Genomic DNA, 23,534 nt, shown 5'->3' with positions numbered 1-23,534 from the left:
AAAAAATGAAAGGAAATAATAATTTGTTTCAGGCAGACTTAGTCAATGAAGCATTAAAACAATCTTTTATAAAACTTAATCCCTCTAAAATGTTCCGAAATCCGGTCATGTTTATGGTATACATCGGGACAGTAGTCATGGCAGGAGTTTGTGTCTGGATCTTATCAGGAGAAGAAAACCAGGGAGGTCTTATTTATAATATCATCGTAACCTTTATCCTGTTTATCACCCTTCTTTTTGCCAATTTTGCAGAAGCTATTGCAGAAGCGCGAGGAAAAGCCCAAGCAGATTCACTCAGAAAAACGAGAGAAGAAACGCCGGCTAAAATGATGACTTCAGAAGGGGATATTAAAATTGTAGTATCCAACCAACTCAGAAAAGGAGATATTTTTGTTTGCGAAACCGGAGATATTATCCCTTCAGATGGCGAAATTATCGAAGGATTGGCAACAATCGACGAAAGTGCGATTACAGGAGAAAGCGCACCGGTAATCCGTGAAGCGGGAGGAGACAAAAGCAGTGTAACGGGAGGTACTAAAGTGCTTTCAGATAAAATCAAGGTAAAAGTAACCACAGAACCCGGAGAAAGTTTTCTGGATAAAATGATCGCTTTGGTTGAAGGGGCATCCAGACAAAAAACACCGAATGAAATCGCACTAACGATACTTTTGGCAGGATTTACTCTGGTATTTATCATTGTAACGGTTACCTTAAAACCTTTCGCAGATTATGCCAATACGCCCATTACCATTGCGGCCTTCATCTCATTATTTGTATGCCTGATACCCACCACCATTGGCGGTCTTCTTTCAGCAATCGGTATTGCGGGAATGGACAGGGCATTAAGAGCAAATGTGATTACAAAAAGCGGTAAAGCGGTAGAAACAGCGGGTGATATTGATGTCTTATTATTAGATAAAACAGGAACGATCACCATCGGAAACCGAAAAGCCACCCATTTTCATCCTGCTCAGGGAGTTGAAGAAAATGTGTTGATAAAAGCAGCTGTTTTAAGCTCAATGGCAGATGAAACTCCGGAAGGAAAATCAATAGTTGAATTAAGCGAAAAGCTTGATATCACAGGAGAAATCAAAAAAGAGCTTTCACTTCTCACCTCTAAAATTTCACCGGAATACATCAGTTTCACAGCTGAAACGAGAAGTTCAGGAATTGATTATGATCATATCAGGATAAGAAAAGGCGCAACCGATGCCATTAAAAATATAGTGATCGGCGCTGGCAATATTTTCCCGACAGAAGTTGCTGAAAAAGTGAAGGAGATCTCTCAAAACGGAGGAACCCCGCTGGTTGTTTCAGAAAATGAAAAAGCATTGGGAGTAATTGAATTGCAGGATATTATCAAGCCTGGTATCAAAGAACGTTTTGAACGACTCCGAAAGATGGGAATTAAAACCGTTATGGTAACCGGAGATAATCCTTTAACGGCAAAATTCATCGCAGAAAAGGCTGGGGTGGACGACTTTATCGCAGAAGCCAAGCCCGAAGATAAAATGAATTACATCAAAAAAGAACAGGCGGAAGGAAGGCTGGTAGCGATGATGGGAGATGGAACCAATGATGCGCCCGCTCTGGCACAGGCAGATGTTGGAGTAGCCATGAACAGCGGAACCCAGGCAGCCAAAGAAGCCGGAAATATGGTGGATCTGGATAATGACCCCACCAAGCTGATTGAAGTGGTAGAAATAGGAAAGCAGTTACTGATGACCCGCGGAACTTTAACAACATTCAGTATCGCCAATGATGTGGCCAAGTACTTTGCGATTGTTCCTGCACTCTTTATTGCCTCAATTCCGGCATTGCAGGGCTTGAATATTATGAATCTTCATTCCCCGGAAAGTGCCATTCTATCGGCTGTAATTTTCAATGCGATTGTGATTCCGATGCTGATTCCTCTGGCTTTAAAAGGGGTGGCTTATAAACCGATCGGGGCCAGCGCACTGCTGAGAAGAAACCTTCTGATTTACGGCTTAGGAGGGGTACTGATCCCATTTATCGGAATTAAAATCATCGACTTAATTGTATCCATTTTTATATAAAAGTAACAAGTAAGGAGCGAAAGGAAAGTGCTATTTCCGATTAGCTTCTTGCTTCTTACGACTAATTTTTAACAAAACAATATGCGACAAAATATATTACCCGCCATCAGACTCACTCTTATCTGTGCGGTATTTTTTTCAGGAATTTACACTCTTCTGATCTTTGGGATTGCACAGGCTGCTCCAAATAATGGAAAAGGAGAAATCATAACAAGGAAAGAATCATCAGTAAAAAATGAAAATGAGTTTAAAACCATTTACTATTATACCAATATCGGTCAGAAATTCGATAAAGATGAATATTTCTGGTCAAGACCATCAGCGGTAAATTATAATGCTGCAGGAGCGGGAGGAAGCAATAAAGGCCCTTCTAATCCGGAGTATTTAAAAACGGTTCAGGACAGAATCGGTAATTTTTTGAAACACAATCCCGGAATTCATAAATCGGAAATTCCCGCCGATCTCATAACAGCCAGCGGTTCCGGGCTGGATCCCAATATCTCCGTTCAGGCGGCTAAAATTCAGGCAAAAAGGATTTCTAAAATCAGACAAATTGATGAAAGTAAAATTGAGAATTTAATAACATCCCACACCGAAAAACCCTTCCTCGGGTTGTTCGGGACAGAAAAAATAAATGTTTTACAGCTTAACCTCGCTTTAGACGGTTTACAATAATAAAAAAGAAATTTAAGAAATGAAAAAAACATTCAGCCTTGCCATTACTGCATTATGTTTAATGACAACAAATTCATTAGTTGCACAGGAAAAATCAGCAGATTCTGTGTCTGTTGAGGCTCATAAAAAAGATTCTTTAATTCAGCAGTCTAAGATTCCTTTTGAAGGGTACGATCTTTCGTGGATCAACGGGCAAAACAGACAGACAGACTTCCCTCTTACCCTGAAAGATAAAGACGGAGAAACCATCATTACAGGAGTTGCGTATGTAGATTCTTATTTTAATTACGATTTCAACCGTCCAAAAGACAATACCCATACTATTTCTTCAGCTATTGGCCGTTCCAATGAATTTACAATCAATATGGCGAGCATCGGTCTGGAAACCAATTATAAAAATGTAATCGGACGACTTTGGCTACAGTTTGGCCAGATGGGATCGATCGTCCAGGATCTCGACGGAACGGTAAACCACGGAAAAAATACGGCGGTAAGCAATCTGAAATATATTCGTGAAGCAGCAGGAGGATATCATTTTAATGTCATGCACGGGCTGAATGTGGAAGCCGGTATTTTCATGAGCTATATCGGATTGGAAAGTTATGTGCTTAATGAAAACTGGAACTATCAGCGAAGCCTGGTGTGTGATTTTACGCCTTTCTATTTTCAGGGGGCAAGAATTCAGGCTTTTCCTTCCAAAAAGTTTAAAACTGAGCTTTGGGTGATGAACGGCTGGCAGACTTATAATTCATGGAACACAGGATTATCCATAGGAAATTCAAACTACTACAGACCCAACGAAAACCTGCAGCTGGTCGCCAACTTTTATCTGAACGGAAAAGATACCCGCAATAATCCGGGAGTGAGAAGATTCCATCATGACAACAGTGTTGTGGCAAGATATTACAACAGAAAAAACAGCAAAGGTCTTTCTCAGGCAGCATTCAGTTTGAATACACACTACGGTTTCCAGTCAGGAAATGGTGTAAAGGCTAAAGATAATTATATGGTGGGAACATCATTGGCCAACAGGTTATGGTTTAACCAAAATAAAATCGCATTAAGCTTGCGTGGTGATGTCATCAGCAACCCGGGAGCTTATTTGGCGTTTAGTCCTTCACCAGTGGCCAATAATGATTTTAATGATGCATTGGCGGAAGGAAAAGACCTTAAAATGTTTCAGGGAACAGCAACGCTGGATTATATGCCTAATCAGTTCTGCACTTTCAGACTGGAATATGGATACAGAAAAAGCAACATCCCTTATTTTGCAGGAAGAGAAGGAACTACAAGCCCGGACGGATGGGCAGATACACCGGTAGAAAACTGGAGACCTGATCTTAGAAAAACGGACAGCAGAATTACAGTGGCTGTTATTTTCAGACTATAATTTATTTTAATACTCTCATTATTTATTTGCCTGTTGATATCAATTAACGGGCAAATATTGTCATTAAATTTGTACTCATGAAAGAAATCCGTACTCCGGCAGAAGATTTTCTTAACCTGATCAAAAAATCAAGGCGGGGAAAGTTCAAAATTTACATCGGGATGAGTGCCGGTGTCGGGAAAACGTATCGTATGCTTCAGGAAGCACATGCACTTCTGGAAAACGGAATCGACGTAAAAATCGGTTATATTGAAACCCATAACCGTAAAGAAACTCATGCTTTGCTGGATGGTCTGCCTATTATTCCGAGGAGAAAGCTTTTTTACAAAGGAAAAGAACTCGAGGAGCTGGATGTACAGGCGGTTTTAAACTTACGTCCGGAGGTAGTGATTATCGACGAGCTCGCTCATACCAATATTGAAGGAAGTAAAAATGAAAAACGCTGGCAGGATGTTACAGAAATTCTGGATTCGGGGATTAATGTCATCAGTGCCGTTAATATTCAGCATATTGAGAGCTTAAATGAAGAAGTCAAGAAAATAACCGATATTGAGGTCAAAGAAAGAGTGCCGGACAGCGTTCTCTTTCAGGCCGACGAGGTGGTAAATATTGATTTGACCGCCGAAGAGCTGATCAACCGTTTAAAGGAAGGGAAAATCTATGAAAAAACCAAGATCAGTGCAGCGCTGAACAATTTTTTCAGATCCGAAAGTATTTTACAGCTCCGGGAACTTGCCCTTAAAGAAGTTGCCTCTCAGGTTACCAGAAAGGTGGAATCTGAAGTTACAGTTCATAAAGCCATTAAAAAAGAAAGGTTTCTGGCATGCATCAGCTCTAATGAAAAAACAGCTAAAAAAGTAATCCGGAAAACGGCAAGGCTTGCCAATTATTACAACAGTCAGTGGTATCTTCTGTATGTACAGACGCCGAAAGAAAGTTCCGATAAAATAGCCTTGGATAAGCAGCGTCATCTCATTAATAATTTTAAATTAGCAACAGAATTGGGAGCAGAGATCATAAAAGTAGAGAATACCAATATTGCGCATGCCATCATGGAGCAGTGTGAGGAAAGAAAAATTACTACGGTATGTATCGGGAAACCGCATTTAAATCTCTGGAAAATTATTCTGGCGACAGATACTTTCAATTCCCTGCTTAACAAATTGTCACAGGAAAATATAGATTTGGTGATTTTAAGTTAGATGAAACCGAAAATGTATTTTCCATTATTCAATTGATGCAAATGAAAATAAAAACAAAACTTAATATCGGTGTAGGTCTTCTGTTCATGATGATTATTGTGCTTTCGGTACTGAGTGCATGGTATATCAATCAGCTGAAAAAAGATACCGGAAACATTCTGGTGGCTAATTACAATACATTGGAGTATTCGCGAAATATGCTGTTGGCACTGGAAGAAATTAACACAGATCCGTTGGCTTTCAGCGTATTTGAGAAACATCTGGACAAGCAGAAAAAAAATGTTACCGAAGTCGGGGAAAAAGAAGCTACGGAAAAAATTGCTACTCATTTTTCAGTGCTGAAGAAAAATCCACAGAATACATCCATTCAGTCTTCTATCAGAAAAGATCTTACGGAATTGATGCAGCTCAACATGTCGGCCATACAGCACAAAAGCATTGTGGCGGATAAAACGGCTAAAAACGCTATTGCCGTAATTTCCATCGTTGGAACGCTCTGCTTTTTGATGGCTTTTATTTTAATGGTAAACCTCCCGTCGAATATTGCCGACCCGATCCGTATTCTAACGCAAAGTATTAGACAGATTGCCAATCAGGATTATAAACAGCGGGTTCATTTTGAAAGCAACAGCGAGTTTGGGGAATTGGCAAGGTCATTCAATACTATGGCGGAAAAACTTCATGAATATTCGGAAAGCAAGCTGGAAAAGATCTTAAAAGGAAAAAAGCGCATTGAAACCCTTATCGACAATATGCAGGATCCTGTGATAGGAATCGATGAAAACAAGAAAGTCCTCTTCGTGAATAATGAAGCTTTAAATATCACCGGACTTAAAAAAGAGAATTTTGTAGGACAATTAATTCAGGATATTGCCATAACCAACGACCTGGTGCGAAATATTATTAAAGACAGCATGCAGCCCGGCATTAAAAAGGAATCGGGAACTATGAAAATCTACGCTGGGGGAAAGGAGAGTTATTTTGAAAAAGATATTATTGATATTAATATCATTCCGACAGGCGAACAGGACAGTCAGTTCATCGGACAGGTAATTATGCTGCATAATATTACTCCTTTTAAAGAACTGGATCTGGCAAAAACCAACTTCATAGGCACGGTTTCACACGAGTTTAAAACTCCGATTTCTTCTATTAAAATGGGACTTCAGCTCCTTGAAAATGATAAAGTCGGGAATCTCAATGAAGATCAGAAAAATCTTGTTAATGGCATAAAAGATGATACGAACAGACTGCTGAAAATCACCGGGGAATTGCTGAATATGACCCAATTGGAAAGTGGATCGATAAAACTTGACATACAGCCGGCTGAAATTGCAGATATTGTGGAGTATGCATTGGAATCCAACAGATCTTCTGCCGAGCAGAAACAGATTGCCCTGCATGTAAACATAGATCCTGAAAGCAGGTTTGTGCTGGCGGATGGTGAAAAAACGGCTTGGGTGCTCAATAATCTCCTTTCCAATGCAGTCCGGTATTCGTATGAAAATTCAGAGATTGAGATTGAAGTGAAAAAACAAGGGAACGAAATTATTTTCTCTGTAAAAGATTCAGGAAATGGCATTGAACCTCAGTATATCTCAAGAATTTTCGACCGTTACTTCAGAATTCCGGGAACTAAAAAAGAAGGAACCGGCTTGGGGCTGAGCATCAGCAAGGAACTGATAGAGTCCCAAGGTGGAAAAATCGCTGTCAGCAGCGAATACGGAGTGGGAAGTACCTTCAGTTTTACCCTTAAAGAATGCTGATTTTGGGCAGAATAGGATTTGATCCCGTTAATTTTTATTAATTATCACAAACTTTCTGTATCAAAGTTGGCTGGAATCACCATAAAACCTATATTTGCAGCCTAAATTTTAAAAATAATGAAAGAACTAATTGAAAAAATCAACGCGGAATTTGAAGCTTTTACAACTGAAGCAAACCAACAAGTAGAAAAAGGAAACAAAGCAGCTGGAACTAGAGCTCGTAAAGCAGCTTTGGAACTTAGCAAATTGTTCAAAGACTTCAGAAAAGTTTCTGTTGAAGAATCAAAAAAATAATTGTTCCTAAACCGGCTTATTAAAGTCGGTTTTTTTTATGGATTTAATTTAAAACTAAATTCATTAAAATTCACATAAACATACCGTTTCTTCACTCATTTCAGTTAATAATTTACATTGTTCTTTTCTTAAAAGCTTAGAGTCTGTTTAAATTTATAAATTACTTTAACATTAAGAAATTAAGAGTATTTAGCTTAAAAAACTTAATAAAATCAATTTATTGATTTTATTAACCGAACACAACTTAATTACTTAATGTTAAGAAAAAGAATAAAAAAATTTATTTTAATTTAGAAAAATTAAGAAAGAGCTATAAAAATTTATTAATAAAATTTAAAAAATCAGATCTGAAATCCATCCCAAAGATGAATTTAGCTTAAAATTCTACCGATTCTTTTTATCTTTAACACAATAATAAAATTATGAAGATAAACAGATATTTTGTTGTCCCCGCAATTGTTGTGGCGGCACAATTTTCTTTCGCAAATGCACAGGAAAAGCTGGATCCGATGGTTCAGAATTTCGTTAATGAAGTTAATACCAATTCTCAGCTTGAAAATATGGCTTATGAACTTCTCGATGGTATCGGACCTCGCTTAGTAGGAACTCCTGAAATGTTAGCAGCCAACGAGTGGACGGCTAATAAACTCCGTTCTTGGGACATCGAAGCCAATTTGCAGCAGTTCGGAACCTGGAAAGGGTGGCAGAGAGGGATTACACATGTCGATATGGTATATCCCCGTGTAAAAACTTTAACAGCAACGCAATTAGCCTGGAGCCCGGCAACGAAGAAAGCCATAGAAGCGGAGGTCATCATTCTTCCGAAAGTATCATCAAAAGCAGAATTCGATCAATGGTTACCTTCTGTAAAAGGAAAGATCGTGTTGATCGCTCAATATCAGAAAATCGGACGGTCGGACGAGCAGATCAAAGAGTTTGCAACGCCTGAACTGTATGAAAAACTGAAAGCAGAAAAAGCAAAGACTACAAAAGATTTTGCAGATTATGTAAAAAGCATCGGTTATGACAATAACACACTGCCCGAAGCATTGGAAAAGGCAGGTGCTGCCGGAATTTCTATTTCCAACTGGACAGGTATTATGGGAGCCAACAGGATTTTTGGAGCTAAGACCACAAAGATTCCCATGATCGACATTGATGTTGAAGATTACGGAATGCTATACAGAATGGCTGAAAACGGACAGAAACCGAGGATTAAGTTAGAAGCACAGTCAAAAGTTCTTCCTGAAGCGAAAACTTTTAATACCATTGGGATGATTAAAGGAAAAGAAAAGCCTAACGAATATATTATTCTTTCTGCTCACCTCGATTCTTGGGATGGGGCTCAGGGAGCAACAGACAACGGAACAGGAGTTTTAACGATGCTTGAAACCGTGAGAGTTCTGAAAAAATATTATCCGAATAATAAAAGAACAATCGTTGTCGGACTTTGGGGAAGTGAAGAACAGGGACTGAACGGCTCGAGAGGTTTTGTGGCAGATAATCCTGAAATTATTAAGGGAGTTCAGGCGGTTTTCAATCAGGATAACGGAACGGGTAGGGTAGTGAATATCAGCGGACAGGGCTTTGTGAATGCTTACGATTATATCGGAAAATGGCTGAATGCGGTTCCTAAAAATATCAAGGATCAGATTAAAACAGATTTCCCGGGAATGCCCGGCGGGGGCGGTTCCGATCATGCTTCATTTGTTGCAGCTGGAGTTCCTTCGTTTGGTTTGGGGTCTTTAAATTGGGGATATTTCGGATATACTTGGCACACAACGAAAGATACGTATGACAAAATTATTTTTGATGAGGTAAAAAGTAACGTGATTTTAACGGCAACTTTGGCTTACATGGCTTCAGAAGATCCTGAATTTACAAACAGGGAAAAAAGAACGATGCCTTTGGATGATAAAGGAAATGTTACAAAATGGCCTCAAGTGCAAAAGGCGAGAAGAGATTCTAAGGACTATAAATAATTTCTGATTTATAAAAAGTTTCGGGTTCGGGCCAATGGCCCGAACCCGAAACTTTTTATAAATTCACGAATAAACGATTAGAAAATATCTAGCATATTAAGGTAAATACATGCTGAAATTTAACAGAATTTTCTGAACTTTAAATACTCTCATATAATTTACTAATCAATCTTTCTTCATTAAAAAGATCTTGCTAATTGAGTTATGTATTGACCAACTGACAAATCGAAATCATCAGGCTCCAATACTAAAGTAATTGTTATATTATTTAAGGTAATTAGATAGTATAAATCTGAAGTTGTCCATCTTTTATATTGTAAAGGATTAGCTTTGATTGCAGTAAATGCCTGACCAATTATCACTTTATAATAGTCTTTTGTCAGGCATTGCTCTTTAAATTTTTTTAGTTCTATTAAAAAATTTCTTAAACCTATAGTGGGTACTTGGGGACGCTCTGCTTTGTCATAGCGTCCGTAATTAGATACGGTAGCTTCGGAAGATACATAAAACAAATCTGTACCCCAATCAAGATAATCTAGCTGTCCTTCAATAACAGCATTCAATTCGGCTAATGTGTTCGTTATTTCACTTAAACCCATATCTGATAAATCCGATGCCTGCTCCATTTCTGGCGTGCCCACTCCAACCATAACCCATCTGTTTTTTATATACGCTGTAGCTGATAAATAATAATTATATGACATTATATTTTATGGCATTAGTTTGACAATCAATTAATTTCTAACACAATAACTCTTGAGCAATTTTATTACAAAATCATGCTCAGCTGAATTCTCTTTCTTACCTCATCAATTTCCGTCACTCTTACCTGAACATGCTGATGCAGTTTCACCACTTCGTTCACATCAGAAACAAAACCGTCTTTCAACTGAGAAATATGAACCAAGCCGCTTTCTTTGATTCCTAAGTCTACAAAACATCCGAAAGCCGTAATATTATTAACTATTCCGGGTAAAATCATTCCGATTTTTAAATCCGTTATCTTTTTTACATTGGGATCAAATTCAAAAACTTTGGCAGCTTTTCTTGGATCTAATCCGGGCTTTTCCAGTTCTTTTAAAATATCTTTGATTGTTAAAATTCCGATGTCTTCCGTAATATATTTTTCAGGCTGAACCAATGTGATTTTTTCTTTATTAGCAATCAATTCATTAGTTTTAATTCCGAGATCTTTCGCCATTTTTTCAACAATTCCGTACGCTTCAGGATGAACGGCAGAATTGTCCAGCGGATTTTTAGCGTTATGAATTCTCACAAACGCCGCTGCCTGTTGGAAAGCTTTTTCACCCAGTCTCGGAACTTTTTTCAATTGCTTTCTGTCTTCAAAAGCACCGTTTTCAGTTCGGTAATTCACGATATTTTCTGCCATTTTTTCGCCGATTCCCGAAACATAACTTAGTAAAGATTTACTCGCCGTATTTAAATTGATTCCTACTGAATTCACACATTTCATGACAGTAGAATCCAGTTCGTTTTTAAGCTGAGTCTGATCTACATCATGCTGATATTGCCCGACTCCAATAGATTTAGGATCGATCTTCACCAGTTCTGCCAACGGATCTGCCAATCTTCTCCCGATGGAAACCGAACCACGAACTGTTACATCATAACTTGGAAATTCATCACGTGCAATTTTACTTGCAGAATAAACTGAAGCTCCGGCTTCCGAAACCACAAAGACCTGTAAAGGCTTGTCGAACGCAATTTTTTTAATGAAAAATTCGGTTTCACGGCTTGCAGTTCCGTTTCCGATCGAGATGGCTTCGATATTATAAGCGTTCACCATCGAACGGATTTTCTTCATGGCCATTCCGCTTTCGTTTTGCGGAGCGTGAGGATAGATTGTTTCGTTGTGTAGTAAGTCTCCTTTTTCATCAAGGCAAACCACTTTACAGCCACTTCTGTAGCCCGGATCAATGGCCAGAATTCTCTTTTCGCCTAAAGGCGGAGCAAGCAATAACTGAGTCAGGTTTTCAGAGAAAATTTCGATGGCTTTTTTATCGGCTTTTTCTTTGGCTTCCTGTAACGTTTCGTTGGAGATTGCGGGTTCCAGTAATCTTTTGTAGCTGTCTTTTATGGCTAAAGAAATTTGCTCTGCCGTTTCGTTATTTGATTTTATAATGGCATTTTCAATAAAATCAATGGCTTCATCTTTATCGATTCCAATGTTTGTTTTAACGAAACCTTCCGCTTCGGCTCTTAACATGGCCAACAATCGGTGAGAAGGCGTTCTGTTCAGATTTTCTTCCCATTCAAAATACTGAGAGAATTTCTGGGCATCTTCCTCATCTTTTTTAGCTTTAACTACTTTTGAAGTGACAATCGCTTTTCTTTGGAATAATCGACGCAGATTTTTTCGGACATACATATTTTCATTAATCCATTCTGCCATGATATCTCTTGCGCCCTGCAAAGCTTCCTCTTCAGAAGAAACCTGATCATTCAGATATTTGGAAGCCAAAAACTGGATATCCTGAGTTTTCTGACTCATGATTATTTTAGCTAAAGGTTCCAGTCCTTTTTCCTTTGCGGTATCCGCTTTGGTTTTCTTTCTTTTTTTGAAAGGTAAATACAAATCCTCAATCTCCTGAATATCAAAACTGTCTTCAATTCTCTGTTTTAATTCGGGAGTTAAAGAATTTTGCTCTTCAATGGATTTTAGAATGGATTCTTTTCTTTTTATAATTTCTTCAAACTGTTTATTAAGCTTAGAAATCTGTTCGATCTGTGTTTCATCCAGATTGCCGGTTTTATCTTTTCGGTAACGGGAAATGAAAGGAATGGTGCAGTCTTCCGCTAATAATTCTAAAGTTGCGTTGATGCTTTTTTCTGATATATTGAGGGTTTGCTGTATATAAGCTGTTGTGTTCATTTTAAATTTTTGAGTGGCTAAAATACTGACTTTTTTATAAAGCATTGAGGGATTTCAAAACAAAAAACAGCACGAATTGTACTGTTTTAAAGCTTTAAATTAGATATTTTTATTTAACTGTTTCATTATAATAAACAGGAGCGTAGTCTTTTTCATCGAATCCCATAAGGATAACTTTATAGTTCTTTGCGTCATCATTATTAAAGAATTGTATTTCAGGCGATTCTTTCGGTTCTGTTTTTAAATATGGGTTCCAGTAAAGCGTGCTTCTTACATCCTGAGAAATATTTTTAAAATTTTCATCGTTATACATCGGACTTACAAAAGATATTTCTTTGTCGAAACCGTTTAAGGTAATCTGCTTTAATTTTGTCGGAACTGTGGAATCGCTTACCGAACCTGTAATTCCGCCTCTCTTGGTGTAAATCGCAATAGCTCCGCTTCCGCCACCGGAACCACCTGCAAAATAATCTTTAATTACTTTTACCATAGCGATATCTGCTGCTGAAACTGAACTTACCATTGATGGATCAATTTTCATTTCATCAAGATAAATATTCATGGTGCTGCCCCTTAATTTCGGAATGTAATTTCCCATATCGGATGCCAGCGTTAATCCGGCCACTCTTCCCTGCAGCCATTGTAGGATATTGATGGATCCCTGTGCAGAATTATTGTCATTTACCAAGTCAAAAACAGTTTCATTAGCTCCTCTGAATAAAGGTCCGCTAAGTTTGTCATTCAGTTCCTGGGTTTTATTTCTTTTTATCCCTTTTAGCAGTACTTCTTTAATCAGTGTGGCTTTTTCGTTGATTGTACTTTGTGTATTTTTAGTGATTGCATATCGTTGGATTTCACTGTCCGGCTCGTCTTCAAGATTACGCAGAACCAGGCTGTAAGGGTTTTCAGGAAGGCTTTTCTTCAGAGGAACAAAAGAATAATCGGGCTGAAAAATTACCTGTACCTGCTCTTTAGGGATTTTAGGATCGTTCAGTTGATAAGAAAATTTAATGGCATCTTCGAAAATCAGTCCTCGCAAAGAGAAAAATCCGTTGGCATCTGTTTTTACCTGATGAATTTTTATACCCTGATCCGGCATGCTGAACAAGAGATTCATATCAGTATTGGGAGCCGGTTTTCCCTGTATTGAGACTTTCCCTTTATAAGAAATATAAGGCTGAGATTTGTAGCTGATAATAGGGAAGGTGCCTGCCATAATGGTTTTCCAATCGAACCTTTTCCATTTTTCTGAGATAAGAAGGGCATCTAAAGCTTCAGAATTATGATTGGGTTTAAAATATTGAGATGGGGTAACTATTTTCGAAGTAATATCGCCGGTAAGCCATAAGGTACTCAGTAAACTGTTGTCATCTTCCGAACTTTCGGATTTTCCATCCATGATAAGAACGGTGTACGCAGAATTGTCAGGATTCTGAGCGATGCTGAAAGAATTTAAAGCTCTTGCTGATTCGTTAAGTGTCAAAGATTTAAGTTCCGGTTTTTTAATTTTTAATAATTCAGGCTGAACAAAGCAAAGTCTTTGGGCTACAATATTTTCCTGAGCATCAAACACGGTAAGCTGCAAAATCCCGTTGATGAGCTGTGCTGTGGGAATAGAGTAGCTTTGTGTCAGTATTCTATCAGAATTTACCTTGAAAACCAACTGATTGTTGATGGTGCCAATCACTTTAAATAATGTTCCGGGAGCAATATTTTTTGATTTCAAAAAAAACTTAACAGCATCATTTCCGCTTGACACCTGCAGGTTTACTCCTGAATCGGAAACGTCCGGAAGATCAACGGTTTGTGTGTTTCCTTTCGTGTCAGTGACGATCAGCTGATATTTTTTTCCGATAACAGGAGTGAGTGAAAACGATCCTACATTTTGGTCAAAGCCTTTAAAAGAAGCTAATTTGACATCAGGCTTTTCTGTGTCAATAACATATCCGTTCCAGTCAGATGGTTCAATGCCTTTTGAGTGGAGGCGTACTGCAAATTTTGTATTAATTCCGTCTATAAAAGTTCCGCTTTCAGGAAAAACGGAGGCTGTCCATTTTGAAGTGTCATCAATAACGAGCTTTTCGGGTGATGAAGGATTATAAATGACAATAGGTCGTAAAGCCTGAAAATCTTCATTAAAATTCGCCATCCATGTGGTATAGGCTCTGATGTAATAAACGCCTTCTTTTACATTATCAGGCAGCAAAAAGTTTCCGCTGCCCTGTCCGTTGATTAAGGGAAGAATTTTTTTGCTGATCTGGGTTTTATGGCTGTCATACAGTTCTACAAATAAAGAAGTGGAAATTTTCGAAAGCTCGTATCCGTTAAAAACAAAAGACTTAAACCAAAGATTCTCGCCTGCGATAAAGCTGTTTTTATTGAAAACCAGATGTATTTTCTCCTGAGGGTATTGCTCTGAGAATGCTTCAATAGCTTTCTCAGCTTTGCCTTGTGCCTGAAAATTCCCCAATATCAAGATGAGGAATAAAAAAGAAATGATTTTTCCCGCCATATCACCAACATATTTGTGTCCGGATTATACAGTATAAAAGTACATCATTTGTAAGGTGAATGCATCATCAATTTCTTTGAAGTATATTAAAATATTATTAAAAATTTAAACACTAAAAAGACATTAAGCTTACAACAATGATAAGATAATTGGTATAAGCATACGCTAAATCATTCACCTCGGTGAATCTTAATAAATCTACGTTAAGATTGTGCTTAACCGCTTCATTATCTTAATGGTGTAAAAAAATCAAGAATTCTTATGGTTAGATTAATTAAAACTTAAATTAATGACATTTGAATATAAACTGAGTAAATAAAATCATATTCAGAAATGCTTTCCCGAAAGTTCTCGATACATTTTTCTTCATTTCATTTCGAAAAAAACTCGAAGTGACGGAAGCAGTTATAACAAGCTCAAGTTAAATTATATCAAATCTTTTTTAGAACTTCTGTGGTTTAACATAGTCTTGACAAAATAATAGGAATTGAATTTATTGATGTATGGTAATAAAATAACCTATGCAAGTCCCTATATTTGGATCTTTAAAAAAGCTGATGAAAGAAAGCATTGTAGGATGTTTCATTTTGCTTATATTTAGATCGATAAACTTTTTAAACAATAAAATAATATGAAAAAACTAAGTGTAATTGCATTAGTAGCAATAGGATTGTTTGCAACATCTTGTAACAAAGAAAAATCAGCTGAAAACGCAGCGACAAGCCAGGAGCAGACGGTAGCAGAGAGCAAAGGTGAAGTATTGGCAGTAGATACAGTAGCTTCTGTAGTAAACTGGAAAGCTTTCCACAAAGGAGGAATGGCTCCTCGTTGGGGAACCCTTAACGTAAAATCTGGTGACCTAAGCATCGAAGGAGGAAATGTAGCAGCCGGAAACTTTGTAATCGATATGAACTCTATCAAAGTAGATCCTGCATCTGTAACAGAAGCTGACAAAAAGCCTGCTGATCTTGAAGCACACTTAAAAAATCCTGACTTCTTTGATACAGCGAAAAACCCTACGGCTGACTTCAAAATTACAAGCGTAGCGGATCTTAAAGAAGCACCGAAAGATGCAGTAGCAGGAGCTAACAAAACAGTAAGCGGAAACCTTACTTTATCCGGAAAAACAATGAACGTAACGTTCCCTGCAAAAGTAGATGTTACAGAAAATTCAGCAGCTATCCAGGCTAAATTTACGGTAAACAGAGCAGACTGGGGAATCAAATTCGGAACTTCTGAAGCCGATCCTGCAGAATGGATGATCAGCAAAGACATCGAAATCGCTGTTGATGTAAAAGCTAAAAAATAATATTGTTAGATATAAAATCGTGGAAGCCGCCTTTTTTAAGGTGGCTTTTTTTATTATGGTAAAATTAAATTGAAAAGATTTTAAATAAAAGAAGGCGAGTTGCCCCGCCTTAAATGTTTTCACAACGGAATAATCCTTATTGTGAATTGCTTTCGGCTACAAATCTAAAAATTATTTTTTTAACTGTTTTATGGTTTTCCGTAAAATATTTATTTTTTTTCTCTTTATTTTTATGCTTTATCAAAACTAAATAGCTATGACTAAAAATATACTTGGATTGGACTTGGGAACGAACTCAATTGGATGGGCGCTCGTAGAAATAGACCATGATAATAAAATTGTAAAAATATTGGGGCTTGGTTCTCGAATTTTAACGATGGATGCTGCTGAAGTTGCAAAGTTTGAAAGTGGAGCTAAAACCGAAAGTGGAGCTTCTAAAAGAACGTCATTACGTTCCCCGAGAAAACTTAATGAAAGATATTTATTAAGAAGAGATAGACTTCATTGTATTTTGAATTTATTGGACTCTTTGCCAGAACATTATAAACTTTCAATTGAATTCGAAAATGAAAAAGGCAAACGTAATGGGAAATTTAAAAAAGGCACTGAAGGAAAATTAGCTTATTATAAAGATGATAACGGAAGGTTTCAATTTCTTTTCAAAGATGCTTATAATCAGATGGAAAATGATTTTAGAAATAAGTATCCAGAAATGTTCTATCATAGAAAAAATGGTAACGAAACTAAAATTCCTTATGATTGGACACTATATTATTTAAGGCACAAAGCAGTTACAGATAAAGACTTTGAGCTTACTAAAGAACAGCTAGCTTGGATTACTTTAAGTTTTAATCAAAAAAGAGGTTATGAAAAAGTAATAGGACAAGATGAGAAAGTTCAAAAAGAAGGTGAATTAATTGACTCTTTTGTTGGCAAGGTGAGAGAAGTTAATAAGCTTGAGGAAGATGCGTATCAAATAATTTTAGTTGATAATAATAATGAAGAAGTAGAATTATTCAAATATAAAGAAGAGACAAAAATTGCAATTACGAAGGTTGGAGATTTGAAAGAGGTTGAAATTATTTCAAAGTATGATGATGAAGGTACGATTGATTTTAAAAAAACCGAATATATTATTAATGAAGTTCGTGAATTTATAATAACAGACGTTAGGAATACAGGGCGAAAAATAAAAGAAAATTTTATTTTCGAAGTAGAGCTGGAAACAGGTTGGGTAAAAGAACAACAGAGTAAATTTACTCCAAAGTGGAAAGATAGTAAGCGAGATTTTATCATTAAGACTAAATATGATGAAAATGGTATTAGGATACCAAAAGGAGCAGATAAAGGAAGAAATATCAATATTCCGAAAGAAGAAGATTGGACTTTAATGAAATTAAAAACTGAGACATCCTTAACATCTTTCAATACAAAAAATAATACAAAAGGTATTGCTTCCTACGTCTATTATAATCTTCTGCAAAATCCAAGACAAAAAATTAAGGCTGACTTAATCACTGTAATCGAAAGAGACTACTATCGTGAGGAGTTGGACTTAATTTATAAAAATCAAGAGAGATTTCATCCTGAATTAGGGAATAGAGATTTGTATGAACAAGCAATTCAACTACTATATCCTAACAATCTTAATCATCAAAAGACAATTAAAGATTTAGATTTTAATCATCTAATTAAAGAAGATATTCTTTTGTATCAAAGAGATTTGAAATCTAAAAAATCATTGATTGCTAATTGTATTTATGAAAAGGAAAACTTTGAGCGGACAGATGAAAAAACCGGTAAAAAATATAAAAATCCATTAAAAGCTATTCATAAGGCTAATCCGCTTTATCAGGAATTTAGACTGTGGCAATTTATTAAAAGGCTGAAAATAATTAAGAAAGAGGAAATTGTAAATGAAGAAATTAAGTTAAATGTAGATGTTACTTCTCAATTATTGACTAATGAATTAAAAGAAGATTTATATGCCTTTTTGAATGATAAGGAAAATGTAACGGAGAAAGATATTCTTGGGTTTTTAAACAAAAAATATAAGGATTTAGATATTTCTACAGAAAATTACAAGTGGAATTTTACTTCTGAAAAAGAACCTTGTAACCCAACGAGATACAATTTCATTCTCCGAACAAAACGAATTAAAGGATTCGATTACAGAACATTTTTGACTTCCGAAAATGAATACAATCTTTGGCATTTCTTTTATTCGGTAAAGAAAAAAGATGAATTTAATAAAGGGTTAAATAATGTCATCTCTCGATTATTGGATAAAACAGGTTTACCTAAAGAGTTTCAATCAGAGTTGGTTAAGAACTTTAGTTCTTTCGGAGGATATACTAACGATTATGGAACCTATTCTGAAAAGGCTATAAAGAAAATGTTACCTTTTTTGAGGCTTGGAAAATATTGGAATTCAGATGATATTGAAAACATTCTTTCAAAATCAAATCAAGAAATTAAACAAAAAGTTTTAGATAAAGAAGAAATCAATGGAGAAGTAAAAGACTTTCAAGGACTTTGGGTTTCTAGTGCGTGTTATCTGGTTTATGGTAGATACTCGGAAGTTGGAGAAGTGCAGTTTTGGCAATCGCCTTATGATATTGATAATTACTTAAAGAATGAATTCAAGCAACATTCATTGAATAATCCAACAGTTGAGAAGATTTTGGTAGAAACGTTGCACGTTGTTAAGGATATTTGGAAATATTACGGTGAGGAAATAGGAAAAGATGAGGAAGGAAAAATTATTTATAATAAGTTATTCGATAGAATTCACATTGAATTAGGTCGAGAGATGAAAAAAAATAACAAACAAAAAGAAAGAGACGATAAACAAAACAAAGAAAATAGAAAAGCTAATGAACGGATAGTGGAACTTCTACGTGAGTTAAAACAAAGTAATTCTTCACTTCAAGAAAAATCGCCATTCCAACAAGAGAAGCTTAGGATACTAGAAGAAAGTCTCCTTTCGTCTATTGAATACGATAAAGACAATACCGAATATCAGCTTTCCAATGGAAAAATAACTAAAAAAGAAATCAAAGATATAACATCAAAAGAATTTTCAAAAATTAGTAGAAGTGATTTTGAACGATATAAACTTTGGTTAGACCAACGATATCAGTCACCATATTCAGGAAGGTTTATTAAATTATCTGATTTGTTTGACCGAAAAAAATATGAGATTGAACATATTTTTCCACAAGAACGTATCACTTTAAATGCCCTTTATAATAAAGTAATATGTGAAACGGAAATTAATAAAGAAAAGAAAGCTTTTACAGGGTATAGTTTTATTTCTAACGCAAAATCTAAAAAAGTTTTTTGCTCTGCGCACGATTCAGAAGTTGAAATAATTGCTATAAAAGATTACGAAGATTTAGTAAATAATAATTTTTCCGGAAGAAAAAGAGAAATACTATTGAGTAAAGAAATACCGGAAGAATTTACAAATAGCCAATTAAATAACAGTCAATATATCTCCAAAATGGCGATGAAATTGCTGAGTAATATTGTACGAGAAAAAGACGAAGATACATTCCGTTCTAAGAATGTTTTGGCTACAAATGGAACTATTACTACAACCTTAAAAAGACATTGGCAACTGAATGATGCTTGGAACGAAATTATTTCTCCAAGATTTAAACGATTGAATGCATTAACAAATACAAATTTATTCGGAGATTATAGAGAAATAAATGGACATCAAGTTTTCATCAATACTGTTCCTGAGGAAACGAGCAAAAATTTTGATTCCAAAAGAATAGACCATCGCCATCATGCTTTAGATGCTTTGATAATTGCTTTGACTACGGAAAATCACGTCAATTATCTAAATAATATTTCATCACAAGAAAGTAGCGAGGAGAAATTAAATACAAGAAAAGCAATTAAATTTCAGTTGACTAATTCAAGAAGAGGATTTAATGACGAGAAAGAATGGTATTTCCTACCACCTGCGCAGATAAAATCAAAAGATGGGATTGATGAATTTGAATATCAGTTTAAAGATTTTAAAAGCAAAGTATTCAAAGATATTGCTCAAAATGCATTAGAAAATACGATAGCTAGTTTTAAACAAAAGAATCGCGTTATTCGACAGCGTTGGAACAAATATTTGAAATCTGAAGATGAAAAGCTTAATATCATTAAACAGGAAAACTTAAAACAACCTGTAAATTACAATGTAAGAAAAAGACTTCACGAAGACAAATTTTATGGTAAAGTCAAATTACAAAATAAGATTACTACACTTAGTTTGGAGAAAGCACTAATTGAAAAGTATGATTTAGTTGATGATGAATTAGTAAAAGAAATTGATGTTTTAAAAAATAATGACGGTAAATCTGTAAAAGAGATTATAGAGTTATTAAATAATAAATATGCTAAAGTTTCTGTTTATGAAAAATTTGTAGCAACAAGATTTGGAAACAATTTAGAGTCCTTTTCACAGATACCATCGGACAAAATTATTAAAGTCATTCAGTCAATTACAGATACAGGAATACAGAAAATTTTAGAAAACCATCTTGATAATTACAAAGAGGTAATTAATGATAAGCCAAAGTTTGATACTGAAAATGCGTTTTCATCAGATGGTATTAAAGAATTAAATAAAAACATCATTGAGTTAAATAATGGCAAGTTTCATCATCCCATTTATAAAGTAAGGACAAGTGATGCAATGGGAACCAAGTTCTCTGTATCGGAAGAGGGGCAAAAGAGTACAAAGTTTGTTGTGACGGCAGCTGGAAGTAATTCTTTCTGTGGTTTCTATCAAAATGGTATAGAGAGAAAATTCTATATTCCAACGTTGCGAGAATCCGTTGAAAGTTTAAAACAAGGATTTGAGCCTTGCCCAGCAATACATCCTGAAGATTCAGATTTCAAATTATTGTTTGTATTAAATCCAAGTGATTTTGTGTATGTTCCAACGGAAGAAGAGAGAGAGAATTCTATTCTAATTGATTTCAATAATTTGAACAAAGAACAAATGAATAGAATATACAAATTTACGGATGGAAGTGGAACGACTATGAATTTTGTGCCTGCTAATATCTCTAATCCAATTATAGATATTAAAGCAGAAGAACATAAAAAAATAAAAGATAACTTATTATTTTGGGAAGAAATCAATGAAACAAAAAAAGGAATTGTTAAAAAAATAAAACCATTATTTAATGAAGTTGGATTAGGTTCTGAAAATAAAACAAAAAGCCAAAATACTTCCAATAGAGAACAAATTAAATCGAGTTGCTTAAAATTGAAAGTGGATAGATTAGGAAATATCTCAAAAGCATAATTATGATAACCCGCTCCATCTACATCGGCAATCCCGCTTATCTCAAACTCAAAGACGAGCAGATGAAAATCCTCTGTCCGGAAACCAAAACGGAAAAGGGTAGTGTTCCTGTGGAAGATTTGGGATTGCTGATGCTGGATCATTACCAAATCACAATTTCACACAATCTGATCCAGAAAATGATGGGAAATAATGTGGTGGTGGTAAGTTGTGATTCTCATCATCTTCCACACGGAATTATGTTGCCGCTGTATGGGCATACGGAACATTCAGATCGGGTAAAAGATCAGTTGGAAGCCAGCGAACCACTCAAAAAACAACTTTGGAAACAAACTGTGGAATGTAAGATTGAAAATCAGAAAAATGTTTTGATGAGGTTGGGAAATTATTATGAGCCCATGATTGAATATCAAAAAAATGTAAAGTCTGGTGACGTGACCAACATGGAGGGGATTGCAGCCCAACATTATTGGAAATATTTAATCAGTCTTGATTTTCTTCGACAACGTTTTGGAGATTCACCCAATCAGTTTTTCAATTTTGGATATGCTGTTCTGAGAAGTATTGTGGCAAGAGCGATTGTAGAAACTGGATTATTGCCTGTTTTGGGAATTTTTCATAAGAATAAATACAATCCGTATTGCCTTGCAGATGATTTAATGGAACCTTATCGTCCGTTTGTTGACCTTTTGGTGATGCAATGGCTGAAAGTAAATCCTGAAACGGAAGAATTGACGAAAGAATTTAAAGCACATATTCTGCAGATTGCGACCAAAGATGTGATGATTGACAGTAAAACAAGACCTTTGTTGGTGGCTGTGAAAACGACGGCTTCATCGCTTTATAAATGTTATACTGGCGAAAAAAGACTGATTTCTTATCCTGAACTGATATGAATGCCGAAAGGTTTAATGCATACCGAATTATGTGGGTTTTAGTATTATATGACTTGCCGACTGAGACCAAAGCTAATATGAAAGAAGCAAACCGATTTCGTAAGGCTTTGATTGATGATGGTTTTACCTTATTTCAGTTTTCGATGTATGTACGCCATTGTCCGAGTCGGGAAAATGCGGAAGTTCATATCAAAAGAGTAAAATTTATGCTCCCAAAAGCAGGAAAGGTTGCCATTATGTGTATTACCGACAAGCAATTTGGGGATATCGAAATCTTCTTCGCCAGAAATAGAGAAGAACCTCCGCCAACTTTCCAACAACTGGAATTATTCTGATTTTTTAATCCTAAATAATCAATAAACCCACTATAATTCAGTGGGTTAAATTTTGAGGTTGTGTTGTATCTCAAAGATACGGATAAATGAAAGCAATTCACAACGGAGAGCCTCATATAGCTGCTCTGAGGATAGTTGTGTTGTATCTCAAAGATACGGATAAATGAAAGCAATTCACAACTATATTATACTACAAAAAGATTTAATATATGTTGTGTTGTATCTCAAAGATACGGATAAATGAAAGCAATTCACAACGAGAAGACTGGTTCTGTTTATGCGATCGACGTTGTGTTGTATCTCAAAGATACGGATAAATGAAAGCAATTCACAACGTAGGCTCCATAGCAGAACTGCAACAAAGAGTTGTGTTGTATCTCAAAGATACGGATAAATGAAAGCAATTCACAACTAGAGGAGAAGGATTATTTGAAGCTGTTGAGTTGTGTTGTATCTCAAAGATACGGATAAATGAAAGCAATTCACAACCATCTCGAATATCTTGGTATAAAACATCTGGTTGTGTTGTATCTCAAAGATACGGATAAATGAAAGCAATTCTTTTCCGTCATCGATGCCTTTATTGCTAAAAGAAAAATTCAAACTATTTTATAGTTTCGTTTCCTGTTAGGAAACGAAACTACTTTATAAACACAAAGTCATAGACTTTGCGCAGCGAGGTAAACCTATTGTATCACAAATTTTTATTCTTGGATAAAGAGGATCATCACAAGTAAAAATATCAATAAAATTCTTTTTGTCTTTGTCATAATGACTATTAATCATTTTATTAATACCAACAATATTTGTTATATAATTAGAAAGTTTTTTGTTTTCTTCATTGGCTTGTTGAGACATATAAAAAGTATTTTTATATAATTTAACGTTATTCCAGGCATACCA

The 23,534-nt window shown here is 35.7% G+C and carries 15 protein-coding genes and 1 CRISPR repeat array; of the genes, 11 read left to right on the top strand and 4 right to left on the bottom strand.

Translation table 11 applies throughout. The annotated features are described in order from the left end of the window. The first annotated feature begins 5 nt into the window (after positions 1–5). The 7 genes from kdpB (at position 6) to BUA89_RS09925 (ending at position 9,366) form a co-directional block, all read left to right on the top strand. On the top strand, positions 6–2,057 hold the full coding sequence (gene kdpB, locus BUA89_RS09955; protein WP_072956571.1) for a potassium-transporting ATPase subunit KdpB: 2,052 nt from the start codon (positions 6–8) through the stop codon (positions 2,055–2,057). Positions 2,058–2,138: 81 nt separating this feature from the next. Further along, a complete protein-coding gene (locus BUA89_RS09950) occupies positions 2,139–2,732 on the top strand; it encodes a K(+)-transporting ATPase subunit C (protein ID WP_072956568.1) in 594 nt (197 codons plus the stop codon). A gap of 19 nt (positions 2,733–2,751) precedes the next feature. Beyond that, positions 2,752–4,122 carry an outer membrane beta-barrel protein gene (locus BUA89_RS09945; protein WP_083531649.1) on the top strand — a complete coding sequence of 457 codons (1,371 nt, stop codon included), beginning with the start codon at positions 2,752–2,754 and terminating at the stop codon, positions 4,120–4,122. A gap of 77 nt (positions 4,123–4,199) precedes the next feature. Next, positions 4,200–5,324, top strand: coding sequence for a histidine kinase (locus BUA89_RS09940; RefSeq protein WP_072956565.1), 1,125 nt, complete (start codon positions 4,200–4,202; stop codon positions 5,322–5,324). 41 nt (positions 5,325–5,365) lie between these two features. After that, positions 5,366–7,090 carry a HAMP domain-containing sensor histidine kinase gene (locus tag BUA89_RS09935; RefSeq protein WP_072956562.1) on the top strand — a complete coding sequence of 575 codons (1,725 nt, stop codon included), beginning with the start codon at positions 5,366–5,368 and terminating at the stop codon, positions 7,088–7,090. Positions 7,091–7,207: 117 nt separating this feature from the next. Beyond that, positions 7,208–7,384, top strand: coding sequence for a histone H1 (locus BUA89_RS09930; RefSeq protein WP_034678341.1), 177 nt, complete (start codon positions 7,208–7,210; stop codon positions 7,382–7,384). 422 nt (positions 7,385–7,806) lie between these two features. Then, a complete protein-coding gene (locus tag BUA89_RS09925; protein ID WP_072956558.1) occupies positions 7,807–9,366 on the top strand; it encodes a M20/M25/M40 family metallo-hydrolase in 1,560 nt (519 codons plus the stop codon). Positions 9,367–9,545: 179 nt separating this feature from the next. Here BUA89_RS09925 and BUA89_RS09920 read toward each other — a convergent pair whose 3' ends face one another. From BUA89_RS09920 to BUA89_RS09910, 3 genes are all read right to left on the bottom strand, one after another. Further along, the gene (locus BUA89_RS09920; protein WP_072956555.1) at positions 9,546–10,070 is read right to left on the bottom strand and encodes a hypothetical protein; all 525 of its coding nucleotides are present in this window, start codon (positions 10,068–10,070) and stop codon (positions 9,546–9,548) included. Between the two features lie 65 nt (positions 10,071–10,135). Further along, a complete protein-coding gene (locus BUA89_RS09915) occupies positions 10,136–12,259 on the bottom strand; it encodes a Tex family protein (RefSeq protein ID WP_072957122.1) in 2,124 nt (707 codons plus the stop codon). A gap of 109 nt (positions 12,260–12,368) precedes the next feature. Next, entirely contained in the window at positions 12,369–14,771 is a 2,403-nt protein-coding gene (locus BUA89_RS09910; RefSeq protein WP_072956551.1) for a hypothetical protein, read from the bottom strand. Between the two features lie 631 nt (positions 14,772–15,402). Here BUA89_RS09910 and BUA89_RS09905 point away from each other — a divergent pair. From BUA89_RS09905 to cas2, 4 genes are all read left to right on the top strand, one after another. Continuing rightward, positions 15,403–16,080, top strand: coding sequence for a YceI family protein (locus BUA89_RS09905; RefSeq protein ID WP_072956546.1), 678 nt, complete (start codon positions 15,403–15,405; stop codon positions 16,078–16,080). Positions 16,081–16,336: 256 nt separating this feature from the next. Then, positions 16,337–21,400, top strand: a complete 5,064-nt coding sequence (gene cas9, locus BUA89_RS09900; RefSeq protein WP_072956543.1) for a type II CRISPR RNA-guided endonuclease Cas9 — start codon at positions 16,337–16,339, stop codon at positions 21,398–21,400. A gap of 2 nt (positions 21,401–21,402) precedes the next feature. Next, complete coding sequence (gene cas1 / locus BUA89_RS09895) at positions 21,403–22,296, top strand: type II CRISPR-associated endonuclease Cas1 (RefSeq protein ID WP_072956539.1); 894 nt, start codon at positions 21,403–21,405, stop codon at positions 22,294–22,296. Then, a complete protein-coding gene (gene cas2 / locus BUA89_RS09890; protein WP_072956536.1) occupies positions 22,293–22,631 on the top strand; it encodes a CRISPR-associated endonuclease Cas2 in 339 nt (112 codons plus the stop codon). Before cas1 ends, cas2 begins: the two co-directional genes overlap by 4 nt. 57 nt (positions 22,632–22,688) lie before the next feature. Then, a CRISPR array of direct repeats spans positions 22,689–23,197; the repeat unit is 47 nt; unit sequence GTTGTGTTGTATCTCAAAGATACGGATAAATGAAAGCAATTCACAAC. Between the two features lie 79 nt (positions 23,198–23,276). Here cas2 and BUA89_RS09885 read toward each other — a convergent pair. Then, complete coding sequence (locus tag BUA89_RS09885) at positions 23,277–23,489, bottom strand: hypothetical protein (protein ID WP_072956534.1); 213 nt, start codon at positions 23,487–23,489, stop codon at positions 23,277–23,279. Between the last annotated feature and the right edge of the window lie 45 nt (positions 23,490–23,534).

It is taken from the genome of Chryseobacterium arachidis (assembly GCF_900129245.1).
GTDB lineage: Bacteria > Bacteroidota > Bacteroidia > Flavobacteriales > Weeksellaceae > Chryseobacterium > Chryseobacterium arachidis.
The sequence above is the reverse complement of the archived record's forward strand: the minus strand, read 5'-3'. Positions and strand labels throughout refer to the sequence as shown.

Coding starts and splice junctions, on each gene's coding strand:
- BUA89_RS09920 (WP_072956555.1), bottom strand. CDS start 10,070: ATGTCATATAATTATTATTTATCAGCTACAGCGTATATAAAAAACAGA.
- BUA89_RS09885 (WP_072956534.1), bottom strand. CDS start 23,489: ATGTCTCAACAAGCCAATGAAGAAAACAAAAAACTTTCTAATTATATA.
- cas1 (WP_072956539.1), top strand. CDS start 21,403: ATGATAACCCGCTCCATCTACATCGGCAATCCCGCTTATCTCAAACTC.
- BUA89_RS09925 (WP_072956558.1), top strand. CDS start 7,807: ATGAAGATAAACAGATATTTTGTTGTCCCCGCAATTGTTGTGGCGGCA.
- cas2 (WP_072956536.1), top strand. CDS start 22,293: ATGAATGCCGAAAGGTTTAATGCATACCGAATTATGTGGGTTTTAGTA.
- BUA89_RS09930 (WP_034678341.1), top strand. CDS start 7,208: ATGAAAGAACTAATTGAAAAAATCAACGCGGAATTTGAAGCTTTTACA.
- BUA89_RS09915 (WP_072957122.1), bottom strand. CDS start 12,259: ATGAACACAACAGCTTATATACAGCAAACCCTCAATATATCAGAAAAA.
- BUA89_RS09950 (WP_072956568.1), top strand. CDS start 2,139: ATGCGACAAAATATATTACCCGCCATCAGACTCACTCTTATCTGTGCG.
- BUA89_RS09940 (WP_072956565.1), top strand. CDS start 4,200: ATGAAAGAAATCCGTACTCCGGCAGAAGATTTTCTTAACCTGATCAAA.
- BUA89_RS09910 (WP_072956551.1), bottom strand. CDS start 14,771: ATGGCGGGAAAAATCATTTCTTTTTTATTCCTCATCTTGATATTGGGG.
- kdpB (WP_072956571.1), top strand. CDS start 6: ATGAAAGGAAATAATAATTTGTTTCAGGCAGACTTAGTCAATGAAGCA.
- BUA89_RS09945 (WP_083531649.1), top strand. CDS start 2,752: ATGAAAAAAACATTCAGCCTTGCCATTACTGCATTATGTTTAATGACA.
- cas9 (WP_072956543.1), top strand. CDS start 16,337: ATGACTAAAAATATACTTGGATTGGACTTGGGAACGAACTCAATTGGA.
- BUA89_RS09905 (WP_072956546.1), top strand. CDS start 15,403: ATGAAAAAACTAAGTGTAATTGCATTAGTAGCAATAGGATTGTTTGCA.
- BUA89_RS09935 (WP_072956562.1), top strand. CDS start 5,366: ATGAAAATAAAAACAAAACTTAATATCGGTGTAGGTCTTCTGTTCATG.